The organism is Actinomyces oris, assembly GCF_001929375.1.
In the GTDB taxonomy this organism is placed as follows: Bacteria; Actinomycetota; Actinomycetes; order Actinomycetales; family Actinomycetaceae; genus Actinomyces; species Actinomyces oris_B.
Genome location: NZ_MSGO01000042.1, coordinates 1 through 23,112 on the forward strand (window position 1 = coordinate 1; position 23,112 = coordinate 23,112).

Consider the following 23,112-nt stretch of genomic DNA (forward strand, 5'->3'; position numbering starts at 1 on the left):
GACTCCGGCAGGCTCGACGAGGCCATCCCCCTGTACGAACAGACCCTCGAAGACCGCACCCGCATCCTGGGACCCCACCACCCCGACACCCTCATCTCACGCAATAACCTCGCAGGCGCCTACCAGGACTCCGGCAGGCTCGACGAGGCCATCCCCCTGTACGAACAGACCCTCGAAGACCGCACCCGCATCCTGGGACCCCACCACCCCCGCACCCTCATCTCACGCAACAACCTCGCCTACGCCTACCAGGCCGCCGGCAGGCTCAACGAAGCCATCACCCTGCACGAACAGACCCTCGAAGACCGCACCCGCATCCTCGGCCCTGATCACCCCGACACCCTGGCCTCACGCAACAACCTCGCAGGCGCCTACCAGGCCGCCGGCAGACTCGACGACGCGGATAAGCTCTTTGAGACGCCGTCGGGCTCCGAGGACGAGCAGGACGGGACCGAGGAGGACCCGGACCAGGAAGCCGGTCACTGACCGCCGCAGGCCGCCGTCATTGATGTCGGTGGGCTGTGAGACAGTGTCGGCATGCGGATCCTCCACACCTCCGACTGGCACCTGGGGCGCGCCTTCCACGGGCGCGTGCTCGATGACGCGCACGCCGCCTTCGCCGACCACCTCGTCGAGCTCGTCACCGCCGAGTCAGTCGACGCCGTCCTCGTCTCCGGGGACGTCTACGACCGCGCCATCCCACCCAATGACGCCGTCGCACTCCTCGATGAGACGCTGCGCCGTCTGACCGAGCGCACCCGGGTGGTCCTGACCCCCGGCAACCATGACTCCGCCCGCCGCCTCGGCTTCGCCGCCGATCTCATGCGCGAGGGCCTCATCATTCGGGCCCGCACCGCTGGCCTCGACCGCGGCATCATCCTGCCCGACGCCGATGGCAACGATGCCGCCATCGTCCACGCCCTGCCCTACCTCGACCCCGACGCCGCCCGCGAGATCCTCCCGCCCCTCCTCGCCGAGCGCCTCGGCGAGGAGCTCCCCGCGAAGCACACAGCAGGGGAATACCAGGCCGAGGGCGAGGGCACCGCCCTGCAGCCCGGCCCGCCAGAGCGCCCGCGCCTGCCCCGCTCCCACGAGGCCGTTGTCTCCGCCGCCCTGCGCCTCGTGGCCGCAGACCTGGACCGCCTGCGCTCGGCCCGCAGTCGGCGCCTGCCGAGCCTGCTCATGGCCCACGCCTTCGTCGTCGGTGGTGAGGCGTGCGAGTCTGAGCGGGACATTCGCGTCGGCGGCGTCGACTCCGTGCCCTCCGGCGTCTTCACCACCCTGGGCGGCTCGCCCCTGGCCGAGCGCAGCGGCGGCCTCGACTACGTGGCCCTCGGCCACCTCCACCGGCCCCAGGAGCTCACCCGGCCCACCGGCCCGCGCCTGGTCTACTCCGGCTCACCCCTGCCCTTCTCCTTCGACGAGGCCGAAGGCGCCCGCAACTCTGCCACCAAGTCCTCCGTCCTGCTGGACCTGGACGCCGACGGCATCACCGGGCTGGAGCGCATCCCCACCCCGGTCCTGCACCAGGTGCGTACCCTGACCGGCACCCTGCCCGAGCTCCTCTCCCCCGCCTTCGACGACGCCACCGGCGCCTGGGTGCGCGTCATCCTCCAGGGCGAGCGGCCACCCGGCGCCCTGGCCACCCTCAAGGAGCGTTTCCCCAGCCTCCTGGCCTTCCAGCACGAGGCCCCCACGCGCACCGCCCGCGAGCGCATCGCCGTCACCGCCGCGGCCGACCCGCTGCGTATCACTGAGGACTTCTTCGACGACGTCTGCGGGCGCGCCCCGCAGCCCTCCGAGCACGGCGTCCTGCGCAGCGCGTACGAGTCCGCCCTGGCGGGCGCGAGGAGCGAGCGATGAGGATCCATTCCCTGACCATGACCGGTATCGGCCCCTACGCGGGGCGGGAGCACATCGACTTCGACGCGGTGGGCGCCTCCGGCCGATTCCTGCTCACCGGCCCCACCGGCTCAGGCAAGACCACCATCATCGACGCGATCGTCTTCGCCCTCTACGGGGACGTGGCCGACTCGGCCGACTCCTCCAAGGAGCGCATCCGCTCCACCCTCGTGGGCCCGCACACCGAGAGCGTTATCGAGCTCGTCTTCTCCACCGGCGCCGGCGTCTACCGGGTGCGCCGCACCCCCACCTACGAGCGGGCCAAGCGGCGCGGCCAGGGCACCACCACCCAGAACGGCACCGTCAAGCTCTGGCATCTGGCCGAGGTCGGCGGGGAGCCGCTCGATGAGCCCGTCACCCGCGTGGGCGACGCCGACGCGGAGATCGCGCGCGCCGTGGGCTTAAGCCGGGAGCAGTTCACGCAGACGGTCGTCCTGCCGCAGGGCAAGTTCGCCCGGTTCCTGCGCGCCGACTCCTCCGAGCGCCAGCACCTCCTCAAGGACGTCTTCGGCACCGGCATCTACGACGCCATCCAGGACGCCCTCATCCAGGCCTCCCGGGACGGGGCCCGGCGGGTCGCGCAGGCCGCCGCCGACCTGCGCGGACAGGTCGCCGCCCTGGGACGGCACCCCCTCCTCACCGAGGCGCCCTCCCCCGCTGAGACCACAGATGCCGGCGAGGAGACCGCCGACGTCGATCAGGTGACGCTCCCGGAGGACTCACCGCAGGAGGCCCCGCCTGGGGGGACCCAGGAGGCGCTGCCGTTGCCCGCTCACGACGCCGACCGTGAGGAGCCGGAGGAGGTCGACGCCGGCCCTGCTCCGACGCCGGCCCAGGCCTTGGAGGCGGCGATGGCGGGAGCCGCCCCGGACCTGGCGGCTCTTCGCCGCGTCGGCACCCAGACACTGAAGGCCTCCCGCAACCGGGTCGCGCTGGCCGAAGCCCGCTCTGAGGCCGCAGGAGAGGTCCTCGCCCGGGCGCAGTCGGCCCGCGAGGAGGCCCAGAGCCTCCACGACCTCCTGGAGCGACGCCGGGCCCTAGTGGAGGAGAACGCGCGACTGGCTGAGCGTGCCGAGCAAGAAGCCGACGACGCCCAGCGACTCCAGGCCGCCGAGCGCGCCTCCCGGGTGCGGCCCTACCTGGTCGCCGAGCAGGCCGCCCGTCACCGCGCCCAGCAGGCCGTCGCCGCACTGGCCGCTCGCGCCGACCAGAGCGGGCTGGCCCACCTGGCCGAACAGGCCGGAGTCACCAGTGCCGGCAGCGCGGAGGATGCCACCGGCAGCGACGCTCACAGCAGCCATGACGCCGCGGTGACACCCGCCGCCATCATCGAGCCCCTGGTCCGTGAGGCGCAGCGCCAGCTCACCACCCTCGAGGATGAACCCAGCCAGGCGAGGGCCGGCGCTACCGCAGCGGACGCGGCCCCGCAGGACTCCGACGCGGCAGAGACCCCCGTGGCGGCCGAAGCGTCCGAGAAGACCCAAGCCGGGGCCCTGAGCCCCCACGACCTCGACGACCTGGCGCACCACTGCCGTCGCGAGCACGGGCAGCTCGAGGCCCTCGTGAACCTCGAGGCCGGCCTCCCCGAGCGCGAAAGCGCCTTACAGCAGCGGGAGGCGGAACTACAGCGCGCCGCCGCTGACCTGGAGCAGCGCGCGGAGAAGCTCGCCGAGCGCCCCGCGCAGCGCACCGCCCTGGTGGAGACGCTGGAGGCGGCGCGCGCGGCCCACGAGCGCCTCGACGGCCTTCAAGACCGCCGGGCCCGGGCCGAGGAGCGCCACCGGGCGGCCCTCGCCGTCGAGCAGCTCAGCGCCCAGCTCGCCCAACGGGACGCCGCCTGCGCTGAGGCGGCGGCACTCGCGAGGGAGGCGACCAAACAGGTTCATGCCACCCGCCTGGCCTGGATCTCCGGGACCGCCGGAGCGCTCGCCGGTGAGCTCACAGAGGGCGAGCCCTGCCCCGTGTGCGGCTCGACCACGCACCCCTCCCCCGCCAACGCCGGCACCGACGGCGCCACCCGTCAGCAGGTCGAGGTCGCCGAGGAGCACCAGCGGCAGGCCGACGAGGCGCTCAGCGGTGCCGTCCGACAGCGCGACACCTGTGCCGCCCGGCTTCAGGAGGTCCAGCGAGCCAGTGACGGCATGGATGCCCCCGCCGCCAAGGAGTCGCTGGAGGCTGCCGCCGCCGCCCTGGCCACGGCGCGGGCAACAGCCGACGGCGTCGAGGACCTGGCCGGGCGCCTCGAGGCCTTCGATGCGGGCACCGAGCAGGAGCGTGCCGCGCTCGATGCCGCCCGCTCCGCCCAGGAGTCGGCCCGCAGCCGCCTGGAGGCCGAGCGCGAGGCCCTCGCCCAGGACCAGCGGCGCTGCCTGGAGGCGCGCGGGACCTGGCCGAGCGTCACTGCCCGCGCCGCGGCCCTCCTCGTGCGGGCCAAGGAGGCCGAGGACGCCTCCCAGGACGTCGACACTGCCCGCACCGCCCTGGCCCAGGCCCGCAGCGCCCTGGCCGACCTGGCCGCCGCGCTGACGGAGGAGGACTTCACCGGCGCGGCCCAGGCAACAGCGGCCCTCATGGAACGCGGTGCCATCGAGGCCCTGTCGGCCGGCGTGCGGGCCGCCGCCACCGCCCACGAGCGGGTCCGCCTGGGCCTGGAGGACCCGCAGATCGCCGCCCTGAGCGGCCAGGAGGAGGACCTCCTCGAGGCTGCCGCCGCCGAGCTCGCCCAGGCGGACGCCGCCGCCCGGCAGGCCGCCTCCGTTCAGGCGCGCACCGCCGAGTCCCACGAGCACCTGCGTCGGGCCGTCGACGGCGTCGAGCAGGCGGCCACCGCCTATGAGGAGGCGGCCGGCTCCAGCGCCGACCTCATCCGGGTGGCGAACCTCGCCCGCGGGGAGAACGAGGCCGGCACGCCCCTGGCCACCTGGGTGCTGCAGGCCCGCTTCGAGGAGGTCCTCGTCTTCGCCAACGAGCGCCTGTCCCAGATGTCCTCCGGGCGCTACGAGCTCATCCGGGTCGCCGAGGAGACCAGCCAGCGCCGGCGCCGCAAAGGACTCGGCCTGGCCGTCGTCGACCACCTCGGAGACGAGCGCACCCGCGACCCCCGGACCCTCTCGGGCGGGGAGACCTTCTACGTCTCCCTGTCACTGGCCCTCGCCCTGGCCGACGTCGTCTCGGCCGAGTCCGGGGGCGTGAGCCTGGAGACCCTCTTCATCGACGAGGGCTTCGGCACCCTGGACGCCGACACCCTCCAAACAGTCATGACCCAGATCGACCACCTGCGCGCCGGCGGGCGCACCGTCGGCATCGTCTCCCACGTGGCCGAGCTGCGCGACCAGATCGCCGAGCGCATCGCAGTGCGGCGCGTCGCCTCGGGCGGATCCACCCTGAAGGTGACCGCCTGAGACGACGCGCCGCGAACGCATCCTGCTGGTCGGTGCCGCCCCAGCGGCCGGCACCGACCAGTCGTCCTAGAAGATGCTGTTGTTGGAGTAGATCGTGACGGTGGGCTCACCGTCGCCCTCCGGCAGCTCCACCTTCCCGGAGAAGGTGAACTTCACCTTGCGGGGGGCGGGGTTCTTGTCGAAGGCCGTCGGCTTGGGAGACCCGGAGATGTTGATCTCGTCAGAGGTGAAGGACAAGTCATTGCCGCCCTCGGAGAACTCCACCTTCGTGGCGTCCTTCTCCACCGACAACGAGGTCATGTCCGAGGAGGTCTGGACGGGGCAGATGTTGTCCATGTTCGTTGGAACAGTCGCACAGGTCTTCGTCTGCTCCTTAACCTTCTCCAGCGCCTTGGTCTTCAGCTCGTCAGTGGGAGTCGCATCCACCTTCTGGGTGCCCACCGACTCGGCCTCCGAGCTCGCACCCTGCCCCGAAGGAATCAGCGTGACCGAGGCCTCCTTCGCAGTGAGGTACTTGCTGACGGAGTCCGGCGCCGCCACCGGGTACACACCGGGGTAGGCGAACTGGGTCGCGGTGCGAGACCCACTCCACCCGCCACTCTCCTTAGCCAGGTCGATGGCGACCCCTGCGACCTTCAGCCCCGGAAGCAAGGAGGAGCTGAAGTCCGCGGAGACCACGAGAGGCTTATCCACCTTCCAGCTGTCCAGGCCGAAGGAACCCGACGTCTTCGAGGCGGTGAAGTTGTACTCGAAGGCCTTCCCGTCCAGGGACAGATGAGCCTTAACCGTGGCGGAGTCACCAGAGATGGTGGGCTTGTCGATCTTGGTGACCTTGATCCTCGCCTTGGCGGCCTTGAGGGCGTCGTCGGTCAGCAGCTTGCGCTGGTCATTGGGGACACCGGGGTCCACCATCTTGGTGGCCTCAGCGGCCTTGCCCTCCGACAGGAGCGTCAGGTAGCTCTCAACCGCCTTGTCAGGGCCGCGCATGCCGTTGACGACATTGAGCCCGACGACGCCGGCAACCACCAGCGCCACCACGACCCCGAAGGCCGACAGTCCCAGAATGACCTTCTTGCGCGAGGCCGCACTCATCGGGGCGGGCTCGGGCAACGCGCCCGCAGCAGTCGTGCCCGCGGTGGCTGCGCCGTCAAGACCGGGAGCCGGGGCCTGCGAGGCCGGCGTGGTCTCCACCCACTGCCCGGTCGCCGGGTCCATGGAGAAGACGGCGCCGGTGGCCGGGTCCATGGCGATACTGGCCCCGGTGGCCGGGTCCGTGCTGTACGCCCACTGCTGGGACGGCGTCGTCGACCGGACACCGGAGGTGCCCGCACGCCAGGCCGCACTGGCCTTCTTCCCGCCGACCAGCTGCAGCACCGCCGGGAAGACGGAGTAGACCCACAAGGGCAGCAGCTCCGCCAGCACCGAGACGATCGCCACCACAACCCCGAACAGGAAGAAGGTCAGGACGTTGGGCTGCATACTGACAGACATGTGGAGGCCGGCCCCGCCGCCCGAGGAGCGCATCGGGGTGTCAGCGCCTGAGAAACGCAACGGGAGCAGCCCGTAGAAGACGATCGCCCCCAGGACCAGCGACACGAGCGGAAGCTGCCAGACGCGCGCCCACTCGGTCCGCCCCGTGCGGGCACGCCTGACGCCCACGCGCACCGCCGCCGCCGCGATGGCCACGATCATGGCCACGAACAGCAGGATCGACCAGCTGCCGAACCAGGTCCAGGCGTAGGCGTCGCCGTCCTTCTCGCCGCCCAGGGACGGCAGGAAGTAGGCCAGAGCCTCCGCGGCCTCGCTCTTGTCCAGGGTGAGGCCTCCCAGGGACCCCATGCCCAGGGCGAGCAGCACCAGGTTCGGCAGGAAGACCGGCAGCAGAAGAATCGAGGCCAGGCTCCACCCCTGGGTCAGCGCCGCAACGATGTAAGCGACGATGACGAAGACCCCCAGGACCACACCCAGTGCGGTACTCAAGGCGCCCAGCTCACGGCCAAGCTGCACCACCGGGCTCGGCAGTCGCTCGAGCAGCGACCCGCCACTACGAGCCACCACCAGCGCTACGAAGACCACCACAGTCACCAACAGGATCGTCATCAGCGCGGAGGAGGAGACCGTCATGACCTTCAGCCCCATCATCTCGGCGGTCGCGGAGAACGGAGCCGTCACCAAGCAGGCCACCAGCGCCACAGCCAGGGCCTCGGCTCCGGCCCGCGCCAGAGTCGGGACCAGCGGGGCCGCCGAACCATCAACTGCGCTCCGGCGGCGCGCCAGCCAGAAGACCCCGATACCGGCGGCGGTCAGTGCCCCCATGGGCAGCAGCGTGAAGGTCAGGGTGATGGTCTCGTACTCGTTCGACCCCGACATGACGAACTGCCCGCCCAGGCTCCAGCCCATGAGCAACGGCAGCGTGGAGAAGGTCGTCGGGAACGTCTTCGTCGTCGTCCCCATGGTCGAGATGGCCACAAGCGTGAGGATCGCGCTGACGGCCGCCGATCCGAGCACGATCGCGAGCGTCAGGGCCGTGGAGGTCAGACCCGGGGCACGGAACCAGGCGGTGAAGGTCTGCGCCAGAGGCGAGGACTGAGCGACCTGCCCGGGCTGCACGAACCCGCCTTGAGCCTGCGGCGCCGGCGCTCCAGGGGCGGAGGCGCCGGCGACCGGAACACCCATCGTGTGCGGGGCGGCCACGGGGTCGGCTCCAGCGGCGGCCGGAGGCGGCGGAGGGGCCTCAGTCACGCTGTACGCCTCAGGCGCGGGAGCACCCGGCGGAGGCGGCACGGGCACAGCGGGGAAACTGCCGGTCTCCGGCCCCGACGTCGTCGGGGGCGTAGGGGCTGGAACCTCACCAGTGCCATGCGAAGGATCGGGAGAAAAACTGCTGTTGGACACAGGGCTGCCTTTGATAGGGAATCAAACACGGCAGTTCTACCCCATGGAAACCAGCCGCGCACCAGTTTCGTCCCCCAGTCTTGACATGCGATCCACGCTGTCCGCGAATAAGCACGGACAGAGCCTCCCCCGGTGCGCCCAACGTCCTACTGCACCCGAAGCTAGCCCTCGCCACCGGCCGAGTCGCCCTCACCCTGCTGGCCGTCGCCGCCTTCCTGAGAGCCGTCCTGCTGGCCCCCGGACTGGTCGGCACCCTGCGAACCCGAGTCCGGCGAGGCAACGCCCTGCTCGGCGGCCTTCTCCTTGACCGTGTTGAGGATGCTGATGAGGTCGTCCCGTCCGGGGAAGGACACTCCGGACTCCAGGGCCTTGAGGGCCTGGTCGACATTGCCGATCTTGAGCTGACCGGAGAAGCTCTCCGCATCGGCCAGGGTCTGCGTTTTGAGAACGCCCGCCCCGTAGTAGACGCCTGCCCCCGTGGCCACCAGGGGCAGGAACAGTGCCGCCAGGACCAGCAGGGCGGCAGGCCCCTTCGGCTTGGCTCTGGCCAAGGCCGAGCAGGACACGAGGAAGGCGAAGAAGGCCAGCACCGCGCCACCGCCGACAGCACCGATCGCCGCCCAGTTGGGCGTCCAGCTCCGAGTCGAGAGAATCTCGAAGACGTGCAGCGTGCTCAGCAGCGTGTAGGTCCCCCATCCCAGGGCTCCGCAGGCCGCCAGCACCATGATCGTCCCCACCGGCAGGGCGGCGGTACGACGGCGCTCAGGCGGGCGAGGAAGCTCCACCGGGGGCTCCGGCTCGGGCTCCCCCCAGGTCTCCTGCACCGGCACCTGGGAGACCGTGCGCCTTGCGGGCTCGGGGCTGGCGTAGACCGGCTGCACCGGCGTCGACATCGTCTGCCGCGCGGGCACGGGCTGAAGGACCTGGGTGTACTGGCTGCGCTGGTCCGGGGAGGCGGCCAGCTGCGGGGTCGACGTCGACGGCGGCAGGTACCCCCACCCCTCGCCCCCCGGCGGCATGGCGATGGCCTCCGTGACCCCCGGCTGTGCCTCCAACTGGTCAAGGTCGATCCGCTCGGTGGGCCGTCCGCGGTCAATGTGATCGATGCGGTCGGTGCGATCGACGGCCGCGTCCGCCTCTGCGTCGTCGTCGAACTGCGGCCCACGGGAGAGAGGACGGGACACGATGAGGCTCCTTGCCTGAGGATACCGATGGGGTCTCTACGTCCCCGAGGCTACGCCACCGGCGCCCCGGACACGAGGAGCCGACGACCTCGCCGACGACGTCACAACGACAGATCTCTGACGTGCATGCCCCACAGCAGCGGATCGAGCACCCTGAACGGGGAGATACCTCGTTCTGTGAGCTGCTCGTTGTGCCGCGGAGACTCACCGACCGCGGAAACAGCGAAGTGCCGATACTCATGGATCTGCCGGTTCGCCTTGGCCTGCTCAGCCAGGAGCGTCACCGACTTCTCTCCGATCAGCTGGAAGAGCGCCCTCACCTCTGCGTCCAGGAAATCGAGGTCTTCCATGAGCGCCTTGCCGGCGGCAGGTTCCTGCATTCCCGCCAGGATCATGGTGTCATCCCGGTTGATATGTGCCGCCGGATTGGCCAGCGCCGGCGCCATCGGACTCATCGCCTGGGGCAGCTGATGAAGAGAATCGAACTTGGAGACCGTCAGGGCCAGGAGCGCCCGGCCGGACTCCATGAGCCCCATAATTGCCGGCAGCACCTCCCCGGATCGCGCGCCCAGTCGCCCCTTATCGACGTCCGGAATGATCCCGGAGAGCACCTGCCGCACCGAGTCCAGCAGAATCGGGTCGAAGAGGAATATGACCAGGTCGGCTCGATCATGGAAGCTGAACGCAGGCGGCCGACCAGTGAGGCTCTCCATGTCCTCACCCGGAACATCACGCATCACGATATACAGACGTCCCGATCGAGCCCCTGAGACCTCCCAGATGAGAGGATCACTCTCGAAGGACGCCGCCACGCCCAGCGGGTGGGTGCCCTCCATGGCCACATTCTCTTTGAACAGCGGCCGATAGTACATGGCGTTATAGGCGTCCTGGGTGCGGCGCGTGTACGGCTGCACCGTGCACGCCCTCTCCTGCGCATACCGACGCAACACGTTGACCATGACGGCGATATAAACAGATTTACCGGCCCCCCGCGCTCCCGTGATAGCCATGGTGAACACATTGGCATCACGCCAGCCCTGCGGAAGGTCCCGATGGCAGACGCGACAGATTTCCTGAACGCACATCGACTGGCAACGCCGACACTTCACTGCACTCGGAAGAACCTTGACTTCCTGCCTCAGAGTCTCCCGATAGAAAGGAGTGCACCTCGTCTCATAACCAGCGTAGGAAGACGCCTGAGGATCCGGCGCGTCAGCACACCCGCCGGTGCACCTCAAGAATATCTCGGACGGAGAGATCGGAGTGAAACAGTATGGGCACGCAGAACTCATGATGACGTTCCAATCGACGCATTAGATGAAGCAGGGTGAGAGAGCCAGTCCAGAAGGGGGTCCATGGTGGCAAGAGTCTGCGAGGTGAAAGCCGTGTCCTCCCGCAGAAGCTCATTCCACACATCACCATCAGGAACGAAGTAGGGCGCCCCGCTGTGGGGGGCGAGCGCACGAACGATCTCCGGGCTCCCCACGACAAGGCACTCGCAACGCCCCGCCTCCAGGGGAATGTCAGTCACCACGATGCGCCTGCCCCGAGCATCGGGGTCCATTTGCACTGAGCCAACCCCACCCATCCCCGTTGAGGAGGCGCCGACCGAGCCACCGACACCGAAGGAACGGACAGGAGGTGCAGCAACGCCGATAGCTGCGCACGAGTCGGCCACAAAAGCCAGGAACGACTCCACGCGGGGCTGATGCTGCACCATGGACGCGGAGGCGTCAACAACGATCTCCGTGATCGTTGGCGCCAAGGACGCCCCGGACTCCTCTCTGCGCTTGGCGCACCAGCCTCCCAGCCCGAGCGTCGCCGCACCCCCCTCACCTGGACGGACACGAATCGAGCCACCCTCCAGCGTGAGCTGGAGGAGTGGGGCGCTGGCCTGGCCCGCCACCGGGATTCCCCTGATGAGGTAGGCGTGCTCGCCACCGGCTGCGTCGAAGGACAGGTCGACGACGCAGTCGCCGGGGAACGCCTCCTGGGATGACGCGTTGGCACGAACGGTGACAGGCCGTTCAGCCGAGACCGCTCTTCCAGGGAACGCGACGGCATCACGCGAGACCCCGAGATACTTCGGGGCGCTCGAGGTGCCCACGACCTCCAACGTGGCGGGCACGGGAGCGACCAGGCCGATCTCAAGAGCGCCTCGATTGCTCACCGAGAACTCTTTCCACTGCCCACTCGCGAGGATGTCAGACATTGGTTTTCCTTTCCCATAGCAGTCTCAGTATCATCTCAGTATCCTCCGACGACTTCCGGAGCCACGACCCGCAGCAGACAGCAGGGCCTTATCGACCCAGCGGCGCGCCCCAGCATCATTATTGAACAGGCCATAAAGAATCGGTTGTGACAGCTCGACTCCCCCAGCGCCGCCGCGAGCGAAGACGGCACGAACTATCGCTAAAGCCGCATCATCCTTACTTGAGAACAGGGCAGAGGACTCCATTTCAGTTCGCTCCAGCTGACTCACCTTCTCATCAACCAGCATCCCCATGTCCTCGGACATGCGAACGCCACTGCTGAAGTAGAGACTCTGGACCAAAGGCGGGATCAACGCACCCAACCCGTTGTCCTCGTCGGCGATCAGGTACTCCGGGTGACGTTGGAGAATATCAGGAAGCTCCGTCATCACCTGGGTCAGTTCCTGTTTCACCAGCAGGACCTCGGGACCGTTCCCCCTCAAGACGAAGTCCTCGAGAACGATGCGCCTACCGCCCCAGACTCCGGCCAGCAGCACCCCAACGGCCTTGACCATGGCTCGATGCACCGGATCGCGGCGGAGATCTCGACGTTGAGCCGCCAGCACACGGATGGCGATCAGCACGTTTCCAGCGTAGTTCAGGGCGGCATCGACACCCAGCTTGCTCATCAAGGGCATCTTCCGACTGAGCACGACCAGGCTCATGGCAGCAGAAGGGGAGACACGGTGAGCTAGCTCGGTAGTGAGGAGGCGCTCAGTGAGCCCGCAGCTGTTGAGGTGGTTCCGGACCACCTTTTCCACATTCTTCGAGCCATGGTTCCTGGCCAGGACCTCGGTGAAGATCTCGTGGAAATTCTGACAGCCATGAGGGAGGTGCTGCACCATGTCGGGCGTCGCCCGCCGTGACAGTGCCTTGACCACCGTGGGCTGAAGACTGAAGACGCCTCCCAGGCGCTCCAGCGCCAGGCATGCCCGGCCGACGTCATTCCCACCAGCGGCGACCGCCGTCACGGCGACCTGCGCTTCAATCTGTACTCGATTCCCGGGTTCGTTGTCCTGGCTCAGCCAGTCCAGGACCTCGCGACTGAGGCTGGGCAGGACCCTCGGTCGCCCAGAGTGCTCCTCACTATCGAGCTGCCAGTTCACCCGGTCAGCCAGCAGGCTACGGCTGAGCGGCGTCGCCGGCACAGCAAGAATCTCACGCTGCTCACGAGAACCGTTGGCGGCCGGCTGCATCATGTCGGCGTACCCCTGCAGGAGAGAATCACACGTCCTCGTCGAGACGTTGACGTGCTCGCGCAGCATACGATCCAGGACGCGCAGGCCCCCCGCAGTTCCCGGTTGCTCGGCCTCGACACGCTCTTTGGCGTGCACCAGTGCTGCATCGACCTTGGAGCGATGCTCCGGCATCCCGCTCCACTCACGCAGGCAGCGGTTGGCCTGCTCAGAGACGGGGCGTTCGAGGTCGGTCAGCCACCGGGCCTCGCGGCACGCGGCGTCAAGATAGCGTTCGCAGAGTCCACTGACGAGTCCACTCACTGGTGCCCACCGAGGAATCTGAGAGAGCCGCTCATACCAGGCGGCAGGGTTCCGCGTTGAAGAGCCGAGTACGCGATCGGTCACTACTGCCGCGAGGTAGTCATTACCGACCATGGACCTCGGATAGCACGACACGAGCTCAACCTCGATGAGCTCCGTCTCGTCCCCCGTCCGCTCCCCCACGTCCTGTGAAGAGCGCGGCGCCTCCTCCCGCTGAGACTCGAGGAGTCCAGGATCGCAGGCCTCGGCCACAGCCAGCGGCCACCCCGGGCTGAGATCGGAATGATCAGGCAGAAGGCTGAGGACGTCCTTCATTCCTTCGTAGGCGGCAACCCACGCTCCCAGATCCTGACTCATCAGGGCCACCAGGCGTCCCCACGACGTCGTTGGCGCCGGCTCGACGTCGCCGCCGCCCTCATTCGGGTCGATGACGACCAGGCCCGCTCGAGACTCCCCAATGTTCTTCAGGTCCTGTCTCGGGACGCAGGCCACGTCGATGCGAGACTGCACAAGCATCTCGACGTCCGAGGGCGTCAGGATCCTCTGGAGGACGGAATAGCTCAGGTGCCGTCCGGTGGCCGGGGCGCAGGTGCGCAGCAGCGCTCCGATCCACAGGGCGGCTTCATCGGTCGAGGACACCGCGAGGACCACAGTGTTCCTCCTGCTTGACCGGTCAGGCGGCACACCACCCCATTGGGCACGGATGGCCTGGACCAGCCCCGGCTCGAGAGCATCGGCCATGGCTACGAGGGCTGGGCTCCGCGAGCCGTCGGAGAGGAACTCGGCCACCGTGTCGTCGTCGACGCTGGTGCCGGGTCGCAGCGACGCCGGCTCGGGCAGCTCCGCCTGTCTCACCTGCTCGGGCCCGAAGGGAGTCACCCAGCCGGGTGACCTCCACAGATCGATGGTTCGTAGGTCGGGTGCCGGCTCATGGTGCTTCAGAAGCACCACATGAGTCATGGTGTTGGGCCGCCCCGTTGTGTCGTTCCCCGCCGGAGCGGTGTGGACGAGTACCAGCCCCTCGTCCGTCGAGAACTGCGCCAGGCGTCGATCAGCTGCCGCCACCTCCTGTGCCGTGGGAAATCCGGACAGGGGCGTCACGGGGTTGAGAGTGGGGTCGATCAGCGCGTACAGCGTGCTTGTGTCGCCTTCACTCAGTCCGGGAGAGTGCACCATCGTCTGCCACCCCGACCGTTCCACGCCGTCGACGACATGATCGACATTGGTGTAGAGAAGCTGCTCGCATCCCGACATCAAGCCGGCCTTCGGATCAGAGTCGTCTCCCACGAATGTCACCCCTTCTTGATGAGATCAGAGAGGGACGGATCGATCAGACCGAAGTGCTCGAGCGCCAGATGCCGAGCCTCCTCGTCAATGGCGCTCAGCGGATGGGAGTCGACAACCAGCCTGAAGTATCCGGCAGGAAAGTCCGAGTGATCGAACCACAGCGACAGCGGCTGTCCGTTAGGCGGCACCCGGACAGACGTGACAGCCTCCTGGTGATTGTCCTTGGTGGGACGCTCCAAGAAGAAGCCGACTCTCTGCCCGTCAGCGGCGTGGAGAGGAAGGTGCGAGGGGTTGTGCAGCAGCGTCAGTCCGATAGCCCCTGACTCATCGCAGACCCCCTTGAGGGCCTCAACGGTGATCTCCACGACGGTATGCCCGAAACGCGCCACCGCTTGACGCATAAAACCGCCCATGACCTTCACGTCACCCGGCCACTTGAGAGAATACTGGTAGGTCCACAATGAGGGAACCTCGATGCTCACTGGCGGTGAGGAGATCTGGGTGCCGGACATGTAGGTGATCGCATTGAGGTAGAGGCACCCGCCGGGAGCGGGCAGGCCGTTCTTGATGACGCAGCCACCATCGGCCTGGTAGTCCTCATGGGTCACGGACATGAAAGGTGTTGTCGAGTCATCGAACGGGGCGTCCAGGGCAGTCATGCGCAGCTCCACGAGAGTCGCATCGCCCGGCCAGGTGAATGTCACCAGATCCCAGTTCAAACGGCGAGTCAGCGTGACGTTCTCGATGCTGGCGGCACGTTTGCGCTGGACGGTCGTCCCGATAGTCACCTCACCGTCGCCGTGGAAGGTCACCGGGGTGAAGTAGATGGTGTCCCACTCATGTCCATCAGGCCATGGAACCGCAGAGATCGTGCGCAGCTGCCGGGCCGGGGTGTCGAGCTCCTCGATGCCTGCGGCCGCGGTGATAGCCGCATCCTGGGGAAGGCCCGCGCTAGCCAGTGCCTCCTCGGGAACAGTGGCTCGATCGGATGCCGCCGGGTCCACGGGCCTCTGGGTGCGGTAGACCGTCACGGAGGACTGAGACAGCTGGGTCCACGTGAGTCTCAGAGCCGATCCGCGCGTCCCGTCGACGCCCTGGTCGTCAACAATGCCCAGGTCGACGATCTTCTCACGTTCCACCTCGGGAGTGATCTGCTGGCGGATCGGCGTGGAGGTGTAGGTCTCCCCGGAGATCTGGACCTCGACGGCGGCAACGTAGTTGTACTGCTTTCCCCCCACGAGATTCTCAGAGTCCTGAAATCCTGCCCCATTATTCGGGATCTCGCAGCTGAGCCAGGCGCTCCCGCGTAGATAACGCCCTACTGGCTGTTCCAGAGGAAGGCGGGCGGTACGCACCTTCACCGTGGCCCCGGGAGGAGCCACCGGAGGTTCCCAGGAGGAGTCAACGCACCGGGACTCGGAGTTGAAGCCCAGGGACCACTGAGCCACGGGGTGAACGACGACGCGACTGGCAACTCGCCGGCACTGCCCCAGATACCTCTCATCATCACCAAGGCGCTCGTAGCCCCACACGGTGACGAAGCGCACGGCCGTTGTCCACGGAGCCGAATCCAGTGCATTCAGCCCCTCAGTGACAGCCGCCTCGTCGAAGTCATCCGGGCTATAGGGATCCTCCAGATCAGAGATGACGACCCGATAGACCTCAGACTGTCCCGCGTCGGGCCAGGTGTACCGAAGACTGCCCCCGACGTCACTGACGGTGACCGGGACTCGTCCTCCTTCCTCCGGACGGTCAAGATCCTCGCGAGAATAGTCGTAAGCGGGAAAGATCCAGTCGATCGCCTCCTCATCGGAAGGGGACTGCGACGCCAGGTCCGGCTCCGTCGTCGGCTCCTCGTTGGCAGCCTCCTGCATGACGTGCGCCTCAGGCGAGGGGGCGCCCCCGGACAGGCTGTCATCGGAGCCGGCTCCCTGCCCCTCCGGCGGGGCCTCGCTCCCCTCCTGGGGACCGAACCTGCTGTTGAGCATGAGCGAGACCGGCACGGCCACGGTCATGGTCAGATCATCGCGTCCGTCCAGTACACGGTCGACGATCTCCTGAGGGGAGAAGACCGTTCCACCGTCGACGTCCTTGCCGGTGAGCATGAGGGACTTCCATGACGAGGCCCGTAGGTGCTGCTTGACCTCGTCGGGTGCCTCGGTCATCCATTGCGTCATTGCATGCGTGAATTCACGAAAACTGATAGCCATAATGAGTGTCCTCAGGATCGGTATGAGATGGCGAACAACGGGTTCAGTGACGCCGCCGCTGTCGATGTGCGCAGGCGCGGCCCGTCGCCCACTAGTACTCGAGAGGACCGGACAAGGATTCCGGCCCTGCGGGCGCGTCGCCCAGAGCCCCGTTGGAGGAGGAACCAGCGCCGGCAGGAGGCGCCGTCTGGTCCCCTCCGACGTTGAAGTAGTCCATCCCGGAGAGCGGGCCACTCGGGCCCTGGTCGTGATCCGGGTAGATGAAGTCAGCCGGCGCAATCGGGTTCGTGGTCTCCACCAGCACCATCGTCGGAGACAACCCGTCATTCCACTGGCTGAGCCAGGACTGTTCCGGCACCGTCAGGGACTGCGGCCCCGAACGGGCCACCGGACCGAGAACATCGAGCACCACTGATCGTGAGCCCCCGGTCGTCAGGTCGTGGCAGTAGGCGGAGACCTGACGTCTCTCCCCCGAGGGCGTCATCACCGTGAGCCGGGGGTCGGGGCCCTGATCCCCCGAGAGGATCGCCAGGCACTTCTGCCAGATACGACCCGCCTGACCCGAGCGCACCCCCTTGGTCTCCAGGCCCTGCGCCCAGTTGCTCAAGGCGCTTCCCGCCTCACCGGACTCCGCAGTCAGCACCAGCTGCCGGGTGGCAAGACGGTTGCGCTGCTCAGGGTCCAGGTCCACGCCGATACCGGCCCGCATCGTCTCCCAGGCCTGGGTGAGCCAGCCGACGGTGAAGACACTGGTGCGCAAGGAGGCAGCGGCATCAGCGAGGTGCTCAGGCGAGGCTTCGGCCTCGACCCGCTGGATGGCATCAGGAAGCGCAACCTTCTGCGTGGTTCGGTCGGGTCCTGCGTCACGTGCACCGAGCGGGTCGTCCAAGAAGGCGGAGACGATCGTCGCCCAGCGCCTGAACTGTGAGTACGCGGCCCCCTGGGCGGCGAGGTCCTCCACCGCCAGACGAAGGTTCGCGGTGAGCAGGGGGATGCGTTGGTCGCGTTCCTCGATCCTGAACAGGATTCGGAAGACCTCGCGCTGCTGCGACACGAAGGTTGATATCGAGGCGGCCAGCCAGCCGATGACCGTCACGACCGCAAGGAGCGCGAAGTACAGCCAGCCGATGCGGCCCATGGTCTTGCTCACCACCAGGACCACCAGGACGATCGCGAGGATCAGCAGGAACAGGCGCAGAATCCTGGCCAGCCTGCGCTGACGCTGCTCCAGCTCCCCACCGGGCTCCTGCCCGAGAAGCGACTGGAGCTCGTGGGACAGGGCGGCGACGTCGTTCCTGGTTGAGGTGAAGCAGCTGGAGAGAACGGCACCCAGGCGCGGGAGGAGACGACGACTGTTGTCGGCTCGCCACCGGTCTATCTCCGCAAGCCGACGTGCCGCCTCTGGGGCCTGGGAGTGCTGGGACTGAGAGAGCTGCTGCAGATAGGTGCGGACGCGGTCGACCTCGAGCTGGTCCCAGGAGTGGAGCGCGGTGCCGGCCGGCAGGTCGCCCAGTGGCTCGGTGATCTCAATGCGATTCTTCGGGCCGAGAGGCGCAGCGATGGCGTCACGGCGCGGCAGGTACCCCTCGTAGGCCTGGATGCCCAGCGGGGGGTGGGCCGAGCCGTCCAGCAGGGCGATCGTTCCTGAGACCAGGTCCTGCCACAAGGCTCCGAAATCACGTTGGACGGGCTGACCCGACCGCGGGAAGTCCGCGGGCAACGTGTCGCTGGCGCGCTTGGCGGCATCAGTCAGCTCGTTCCAGCCGACGGTCCGCCCGTTGGAGTCCACGCCTCCGACGACGACCTGCACCGCGGATCCTTCACCGAAGACCGCCGACGCCACTCCGGAGGCTATCGAGGCCTTGGCGGCCCGCACACGGCTGCGGAGCCATTCGCCGGGAGCTCCGATGAGCGCCTTGACGAGGAAGGAGAAGAAGAGCTTGAGCGCCTCGAGGGCCCCCATGCGGCGCTGACCGGCGCGTTCTGGCATCGGCACCTGCGGACGCCTCAGCGAGTGGACGTGGCGCTCCTGCCAGGCCTGTGCCACAGCGGCGACCCTGGCCTCGGGATCCGCATATGCCGGAACCCGGACACCGGTGTCGGCGCGGGTGGGTTGCGGGAAGCTCTCGCCGACCTCGGTGACCTGACGGCGCAGCTGGTCCTCCACGCAGTGGGCGTCAACGATGCGGACGAAGCTGCGCACGACGTTGATGTCGTAGGAGACGTCTTCACGCTGTCCGTCATGCGGTGCTGCGTTCACCGCCCCGCACAGACCGGCCTGCACCGCCAGGCCGACCGCTGCCGCTCCCGGCATCGTCTCCGGCCTGGTCCACCACGGGATGGCGCTGTAGGCCGGATCGGATGTGGACTCCGGGGAGAGCATGATCTTCCGCCAACCGATGCGCCCCAGCTCGGCGGCCAGCGGCTGCGCGGAGTAGGGGACCATGACCCGCAGGCTCTCCCGGCGTGCGTGCTGCGGCACCCCCAGGAGCTGATAGAACTGCTCCGCGCTGGCGGGCAGGGCGTCCTGAGCGGGATGCCCCACAGGTACGACGACGAGCAGCCGGACCGTTTCCAGGTCATGACGGTTGACGATCCGGGAGAAGGTGCTCACTGTCACCTGTCCTTGATCGGCCCACACGGCGACGGGGTCGTAGCGGTCCGGAGCCTTGTCCGGCTCGCTGTCGCTCTCGATCCAGGCGAAGGGGGCGAGCAGCCCAGCGGCGGACAGATCGACAAGCGCGGACAGAACAGGCCGTTGGCTCGGCGGAGCAACGAAGACCGATACCGACCGGGACGCGGCCGGCCCTGATGATTCCATGTCAGTACTCGATTCCGGATCCGAATGATGTCGGCGAGGCGCCCAGTTCCGAGGCGGGCGGAACTGAGGCGACAACACCACGAACACGACTGAGCTCGTCGTACATGTCCTGGGCGAGATCAATGGTCAAAGGCGTCGTCTCCACCAAGGAGCGTCTGCGGTAGTTGGTGAAGTGCCCGGGTTCATCGGCCTTTCCAGGACCAGGCAGGTAGTTCTGCTCCAGGTCGCCGAGAATCACGTCGCAGTAGCTCAAGAGCTTTTCACGTCGAAGCTCGGGATCCGCGAGCTGATCGATTCCGGCGGCCGGAGTGAGCCCGTCGACCTGCCCCCGTCCCAGGAGCGTTGATACCGCCTCGTCCACCGGAGTCGTCACCCCGAAGGCGATCTGCGGCTCGTTGACGGAGGCGTCGGCCCATCGGCGCAGCACCCGCCAGGGCCTGAAGGCTTGCAGACCGTCCTCGCCCACCCGCAGATACGCCAGAAGGGATGACTCCAGCACCGCGGGCAGCCAGGCATTGGCGGTGATCATTCGTGACGGCGGAGTGAGCATGGGAGCGGGGAAGGCCACCCACTCCTGCTCCTCGGTGTCCCAGACACGCACCGGCTGGGTGTCGGAGTGGCCGCCCCACGGTGCCCGTTCGATCCCTCCGGCCAGGGTGGCCATCCACCAGCCGCGCACCATGGTGAGGCGTTCTGCGTCGCCGAGGGGCAGTCCTCCGCTCAGGGGACGTGCTCGCCTGAACCGCCAGAACGCGTCCCGGGCTCCCGCCGAGCCGAGGGCCCGGTCCCAGGACTCGCACACGGAGCGCAGCAGGCCGGAGTACGCCACGGGAAGAGTGCGGGGGTAGGAGCCGAAGACGTCAATGCGGGCCACGTCCTCGTCCCCCAGGGCCTTGTCGACTCGGTCGTGCACCAGCTCACGATCGATCGTCGACTCCTGATCGAGGTAGTCGAGGAAGTCCTGGGCAACGCTCTGATTGCGCAGAGGGATGGGAGAGAAGGTGTATGCCAGCGCGGGCGTGTCACCGTTGTGAAGAGAGCGGTAGGTCTCGGTGCTGATCTCCACCAGAGGCCGCGCCATCTCCAGCGTCCGTTTCAGGCCGGCGAGAACGGCCTGCGAGCGCTGAGAGCGCTCATGCTCCCCCACCGTCTCGTCGGTGAGGAAGCTGCGCAGGGACTGGCTGCAGAAGACCTCGAAGGCCTCACCGCGCCGTGCGACGAACGCTCGGGCGCGGCCCAGGACTTCTGAGGGGCGTAGGCGCAGCTCGTAGCGCGCCGGCGTCGGAAGCGCGCTTCCGGTGGCGCCCTGGAGGCCTGCGGGGACCCATGCGGTCGTCACGGTGAGCAGATCCTCCGGAGGCTTGTCCCCCGCCCCCTGCTCCCAGGTCCCCGAGATGACCTCCTGGACAGTACGGGAGTACGCCTGGTGGAAGTCGCGTTCACCGCCGACGGCGTCGGCGATGTGCTCCTCGAACCGTCCGGGATACTGTTCCACCGGCATGAGGACGACCTCGTTGTGGGCGGTGGCGAACCGCTGCGGCACGATGCTGCCGTCGGCCTGGCCGGGTTGAGGCTCCTGGGGCCATGCGCTGTAGACGTCCGTGGCGACGTCGGCGATGCCCTGCTGGCTGGCGCGGACCGCCCGCGCGTCCACGAGGACCTTGCGGGCGTCGTCCAGGACGTCCTCCAAGGGCTTGACGGCTGAGGTCATCATGTCGCGCATCGCCGTGGCGAGGTGAGCGGCGGTTCGCGCGCTGAGCCAGTGGAACGCCGACTGCTGCAGCTCGGACTCGAGCTTGCCGGTCACTTCCCCGAGCCCCGCTCCACCGAGAACCGCCTTCCCCATGCCGCGCAGCTGGTTCAGGAGGGAGTCAGGGAAGGACAGGGGGTGCTGGGGCGCCAGATGCTCCATCGCCGAGACCCGGGGAATGAGCGTGTCCAGGACGCCCCCGGGCTGACGCAGCCGCCCCAACAGATACAGGGCGTAGGGCAGTCCGAGGTCGGCGATCGCCTGCCGGGTGGTGGCAACGAGGCGGTCAGACATCTCCTCGACTCGTTTGAGAGCGTAGTTGAGGCTGGCACGCTCGAGCTCGGAGACGAGGGCCGATTCCTTGGAGGTGATCAGCCACCGGTTCATCCCGTCAGCCCATTCGGTCACCGGCATTCCCTCGGCCTGAGGCCGTTGAGCCAGCACGGCCTTGACCGCGTCCTTGGCGTGGCCCCCCAGGACGGACTTGTTGACGGTCGAGGAAGCCGTATCGCTCAGGAACCAGTCGATCGTGGCCTGGTCCACCGCCGAGCTTCCCGCCAGGACCGGGGCACCGGAGGAGGAGGGGAGTCCCAGGCTGTTCAGCTCGCTGTCCTGACGATGCGCCCACAGGTCGGCAAGTCGCTGGGTGTCACCGGTGGTGTCGCCCACCAGACGGAATCCGTCCAGGCTGTGGTCGACGGTACGCCGAGCAATGCGTTGGGCGGCGTACTCGGCGTAGCGGTCCCTCCCAGTGCTCAGCGACGCGTACCCGAAGGATCCCCACGCCGTGTCCGTGGGGTCCACTCCCCAGCTTGTCATGTCTCGACCCGGAATGGAGACCTGGTTGGCGATGTCGTAGGAGACATAGTCGTCGAAAGCCGACGACGAGATGTAGCGCGCCAGGCCGCGCCCCATCCCCCGGAAGACTCCCTCGGTGGTGCCGTCCCCGAAAACCGCACCGGAGCCCCCGGCGCGCAGGCCGATCGGGGTGACTCGCTTGAACGCCCGCCCCGCCCGATTCGTCAGTCCGAGTGTCTCGTAGAGCCGCTGATCGAGCATGGCCGCGGCGCCGTCGGCCCCCGCCTGGGCAGCCACGATCTCCCCCAGCATGGCCAGGGTGTTGCCCGGCATGCCCGAGCGCATGTGTGCAGGCACCGAGGCGAAGGCCTCCGCGGTGTAGAGGAACACCGAGATCAGCTGGGGGTCGATCGCCGGCGTCGAGTTGACTCCGGCGATGAGGCGACACACATCCAGGGTCATGGAGGCCCCGGACCCTCCAGCCATCGAGGAGACGACGAGCACCAGAGGCGGAGCTGTGGTGTCGGGGGCGGGACCGGCTCCAGGCACCGCCTGCGACACCAGGGCCGCCTGCTCCTGAGACCTGGGGCTCACCATACGTGCGAGAGCCGACTGCACGGCCTGCGAGATGTCGCGCAACCGCGTCAGAACCAGCAGACGACCGATCCCCCGGAACTGTCCGGCACCCACCGTCACGGGGAAGGCGACGTCCTTGGGGCGGCGGGGCATCCAGGTGGCCAGCTGTCGCAGACCCTGGCTGCCGTTACGTTGAACCGACTGGGTCAGAGCCTCATCGACGACGCGGTACTCACCGTTGGCGACGCCGCAGGCCACATAGGAGCCCCCTTGACGGCTCACCGAGGCCACGGCCTCACCCTGCTCCTCCTGGAGGGGGGTGTCGACGTTGAGGAACTGCCAGCAGCCCGGCACCTCATCGATCCCGTGGACGGCCAGGTCCGCGTGCAGCTGGTCCAGCATGTAGGACAGCGTTCTGGCGCCCGACCCACCGCATCCGACAACGAGGACCTTGTGCATGGTTCGATCGTTCCTTTCTGCCGACCTTCGGCATTATATGAAGTGGCTGTATTACCGCAGATCACGAACTGATGACCG

The 23,112-nt window shown here is 68.0% G+C and carries 11 protein-coding genes and 1 pseudogene; 3 read left to right on the forward strand and 9 right to left on the reverse strand.

Translation table 11 applies throughout. The features are described 5' to 3' along the window. From BKH32_RS10380 to BKH32_RS10390, 3 genes are all read left to right on the forward strand, one after another. Positions 1-486: tetratricopeptide repeat protein (locus tag BKH32_RS10380; protein WP_143222796.1), on the forward strand; the 486-nt coding region annotated here is incomplete at its 5' end. A 51-nt stretch (positions 487-537) separates the two neighbouring features. Continuing rightward, a complete protein-coding gene (locus tag BKH32_RS10385; RefSeq protein ID WP_075249970.1) occupies positions 538-1,863 on the forward strand; it encodes a metallophosphoesterase family protein in 1,326 nt (441 codons plus the stop codon). Next, the gene (locus BKH32_RS10390) at positions 1,860-5,303 is read left to right on the forward strand and encodes an AAA family ATPase (protein ID WP_075249971.1); all 3,444 of its coding nucleotides are present in this window, start codon (positions 1,860-1,862) and stop codon (positions 5,301-5,303) included. Before BKH32_RS10385 ends, BKH32_RS10390 begins: the two co-directional genes overlap by 4 nt. Before the next feature lie 66 nt (positions 5,304-5,369). On the opposite strand, the gene BKH32_RS10395 is transcribed toward BKH32_RS10390, so the two are convergent. From BKH32_RS10395 to BKH32_RS10430, 9 genes and pseudogenes are all read right to left on the reverse strand, one after another. Then, the gene (locus tag BKH32_RS10395) at positions 5,370-8,045 is read right to left on the reverse strand and encodes a hypothetical protein (RefSeq protein ID WP_256691619.1); all 2,676 of its coding nucleotides are present in this window, start codon (positions 8,043-8,045) and stop codon (positions 5,370-5,372) included. Positions 8,046-8,359: 314 nt separating this feature from the next. Then, positions 8,360-9,382, reverse strand: coding sequence for a hypothetical protein (locus BKH32_RS10400; RefSeq protein ID WP_075249973.1), 1,023 nt, complete (start codon positions 9,380-9,382; stop codon positions 8,360-8,362). 101 nt (positions 9,383-9,483) lie between these two features. Beyond that, positions 9,484-10,392, reverse strand: coding sequence for a hypothetical protein (locus tag BKH32_RS10405; RefSeq protein ID WP_256691622.1), 909 nt, complete (start codon positions 10,390-10,392; stop codon positions 9,484-9,486). A 278-nt stretch (positions 10,393-10,670) separates the two neighbouring features. Continuing rightward, positions 10,671-11,594 carry a hypothetical protein gene (locus BKH32_RS10410; protein WP_075249975.1) on the reverse strand — a complete coding sequence of 308 codons (924 nt, stop codon included), beginning with the start codon at positions 11,592-11,594 and terminating at the stop codon, positions 10,671-10,673. A gap of 30 nt (positions 11,595-11,624) precedes the next feature. Further along, on the reverse strand, positions 11,625-13,784 hold the full coding sequence (locus tag BKH32_RS10415; protein WP_178384620.1) for a hypothetical protein: 2,160 nt from the start codon (positions 13,782-13,784) through the stop codon (positions 11,625-11,627). Positions 13,785-13,973: 189 nt separating this feature from the next. Beyond that, positions 13,974-14,387, reverse strand: a pseudogene (locus BKH32_RS14770) (hypothetical protein); the annotation flags it as partial. 38 nt (positions 14,388-14,425) lie between these two features. Further along, positions 14,426-16,585, reverse strand: a complete 2,160-nt coding sequence (locus tag BKH32_RS10420; RefSeq protein ID WP_178384621.1) for a hypothetical protein — start codon at positions 16,583-16,585, stop codon at positions 14,426-14,428. A gap of 136 nt (positions 16,586-16,721) precedes the next feature. Further along, complete coding sequence (locus BKH32_RS10425) at positions 16,722-19,451, reverse strand: hypothetical protein (protein WP_075249978.1); 2,730 nt, start codon at positions 19,449-19,451, stop codon at positions 16,722-16,724. A 1-nt stretch (position 19,452) separates the two neighbouring features. Next, positions 19,453-23,034: a tubulin-like doman-containing protein gene (locus BKH32_RS10430; RefSeq protein ID WP_075249979.1), complete on the reverse strand. Its 3,582-nt coding sequence runs from the start codon at positions 23,032-23,034 to the stop codon at positions 19,453-19,455. Positions 23,035-23,112 lie beyond the last annotated feature (78 nt).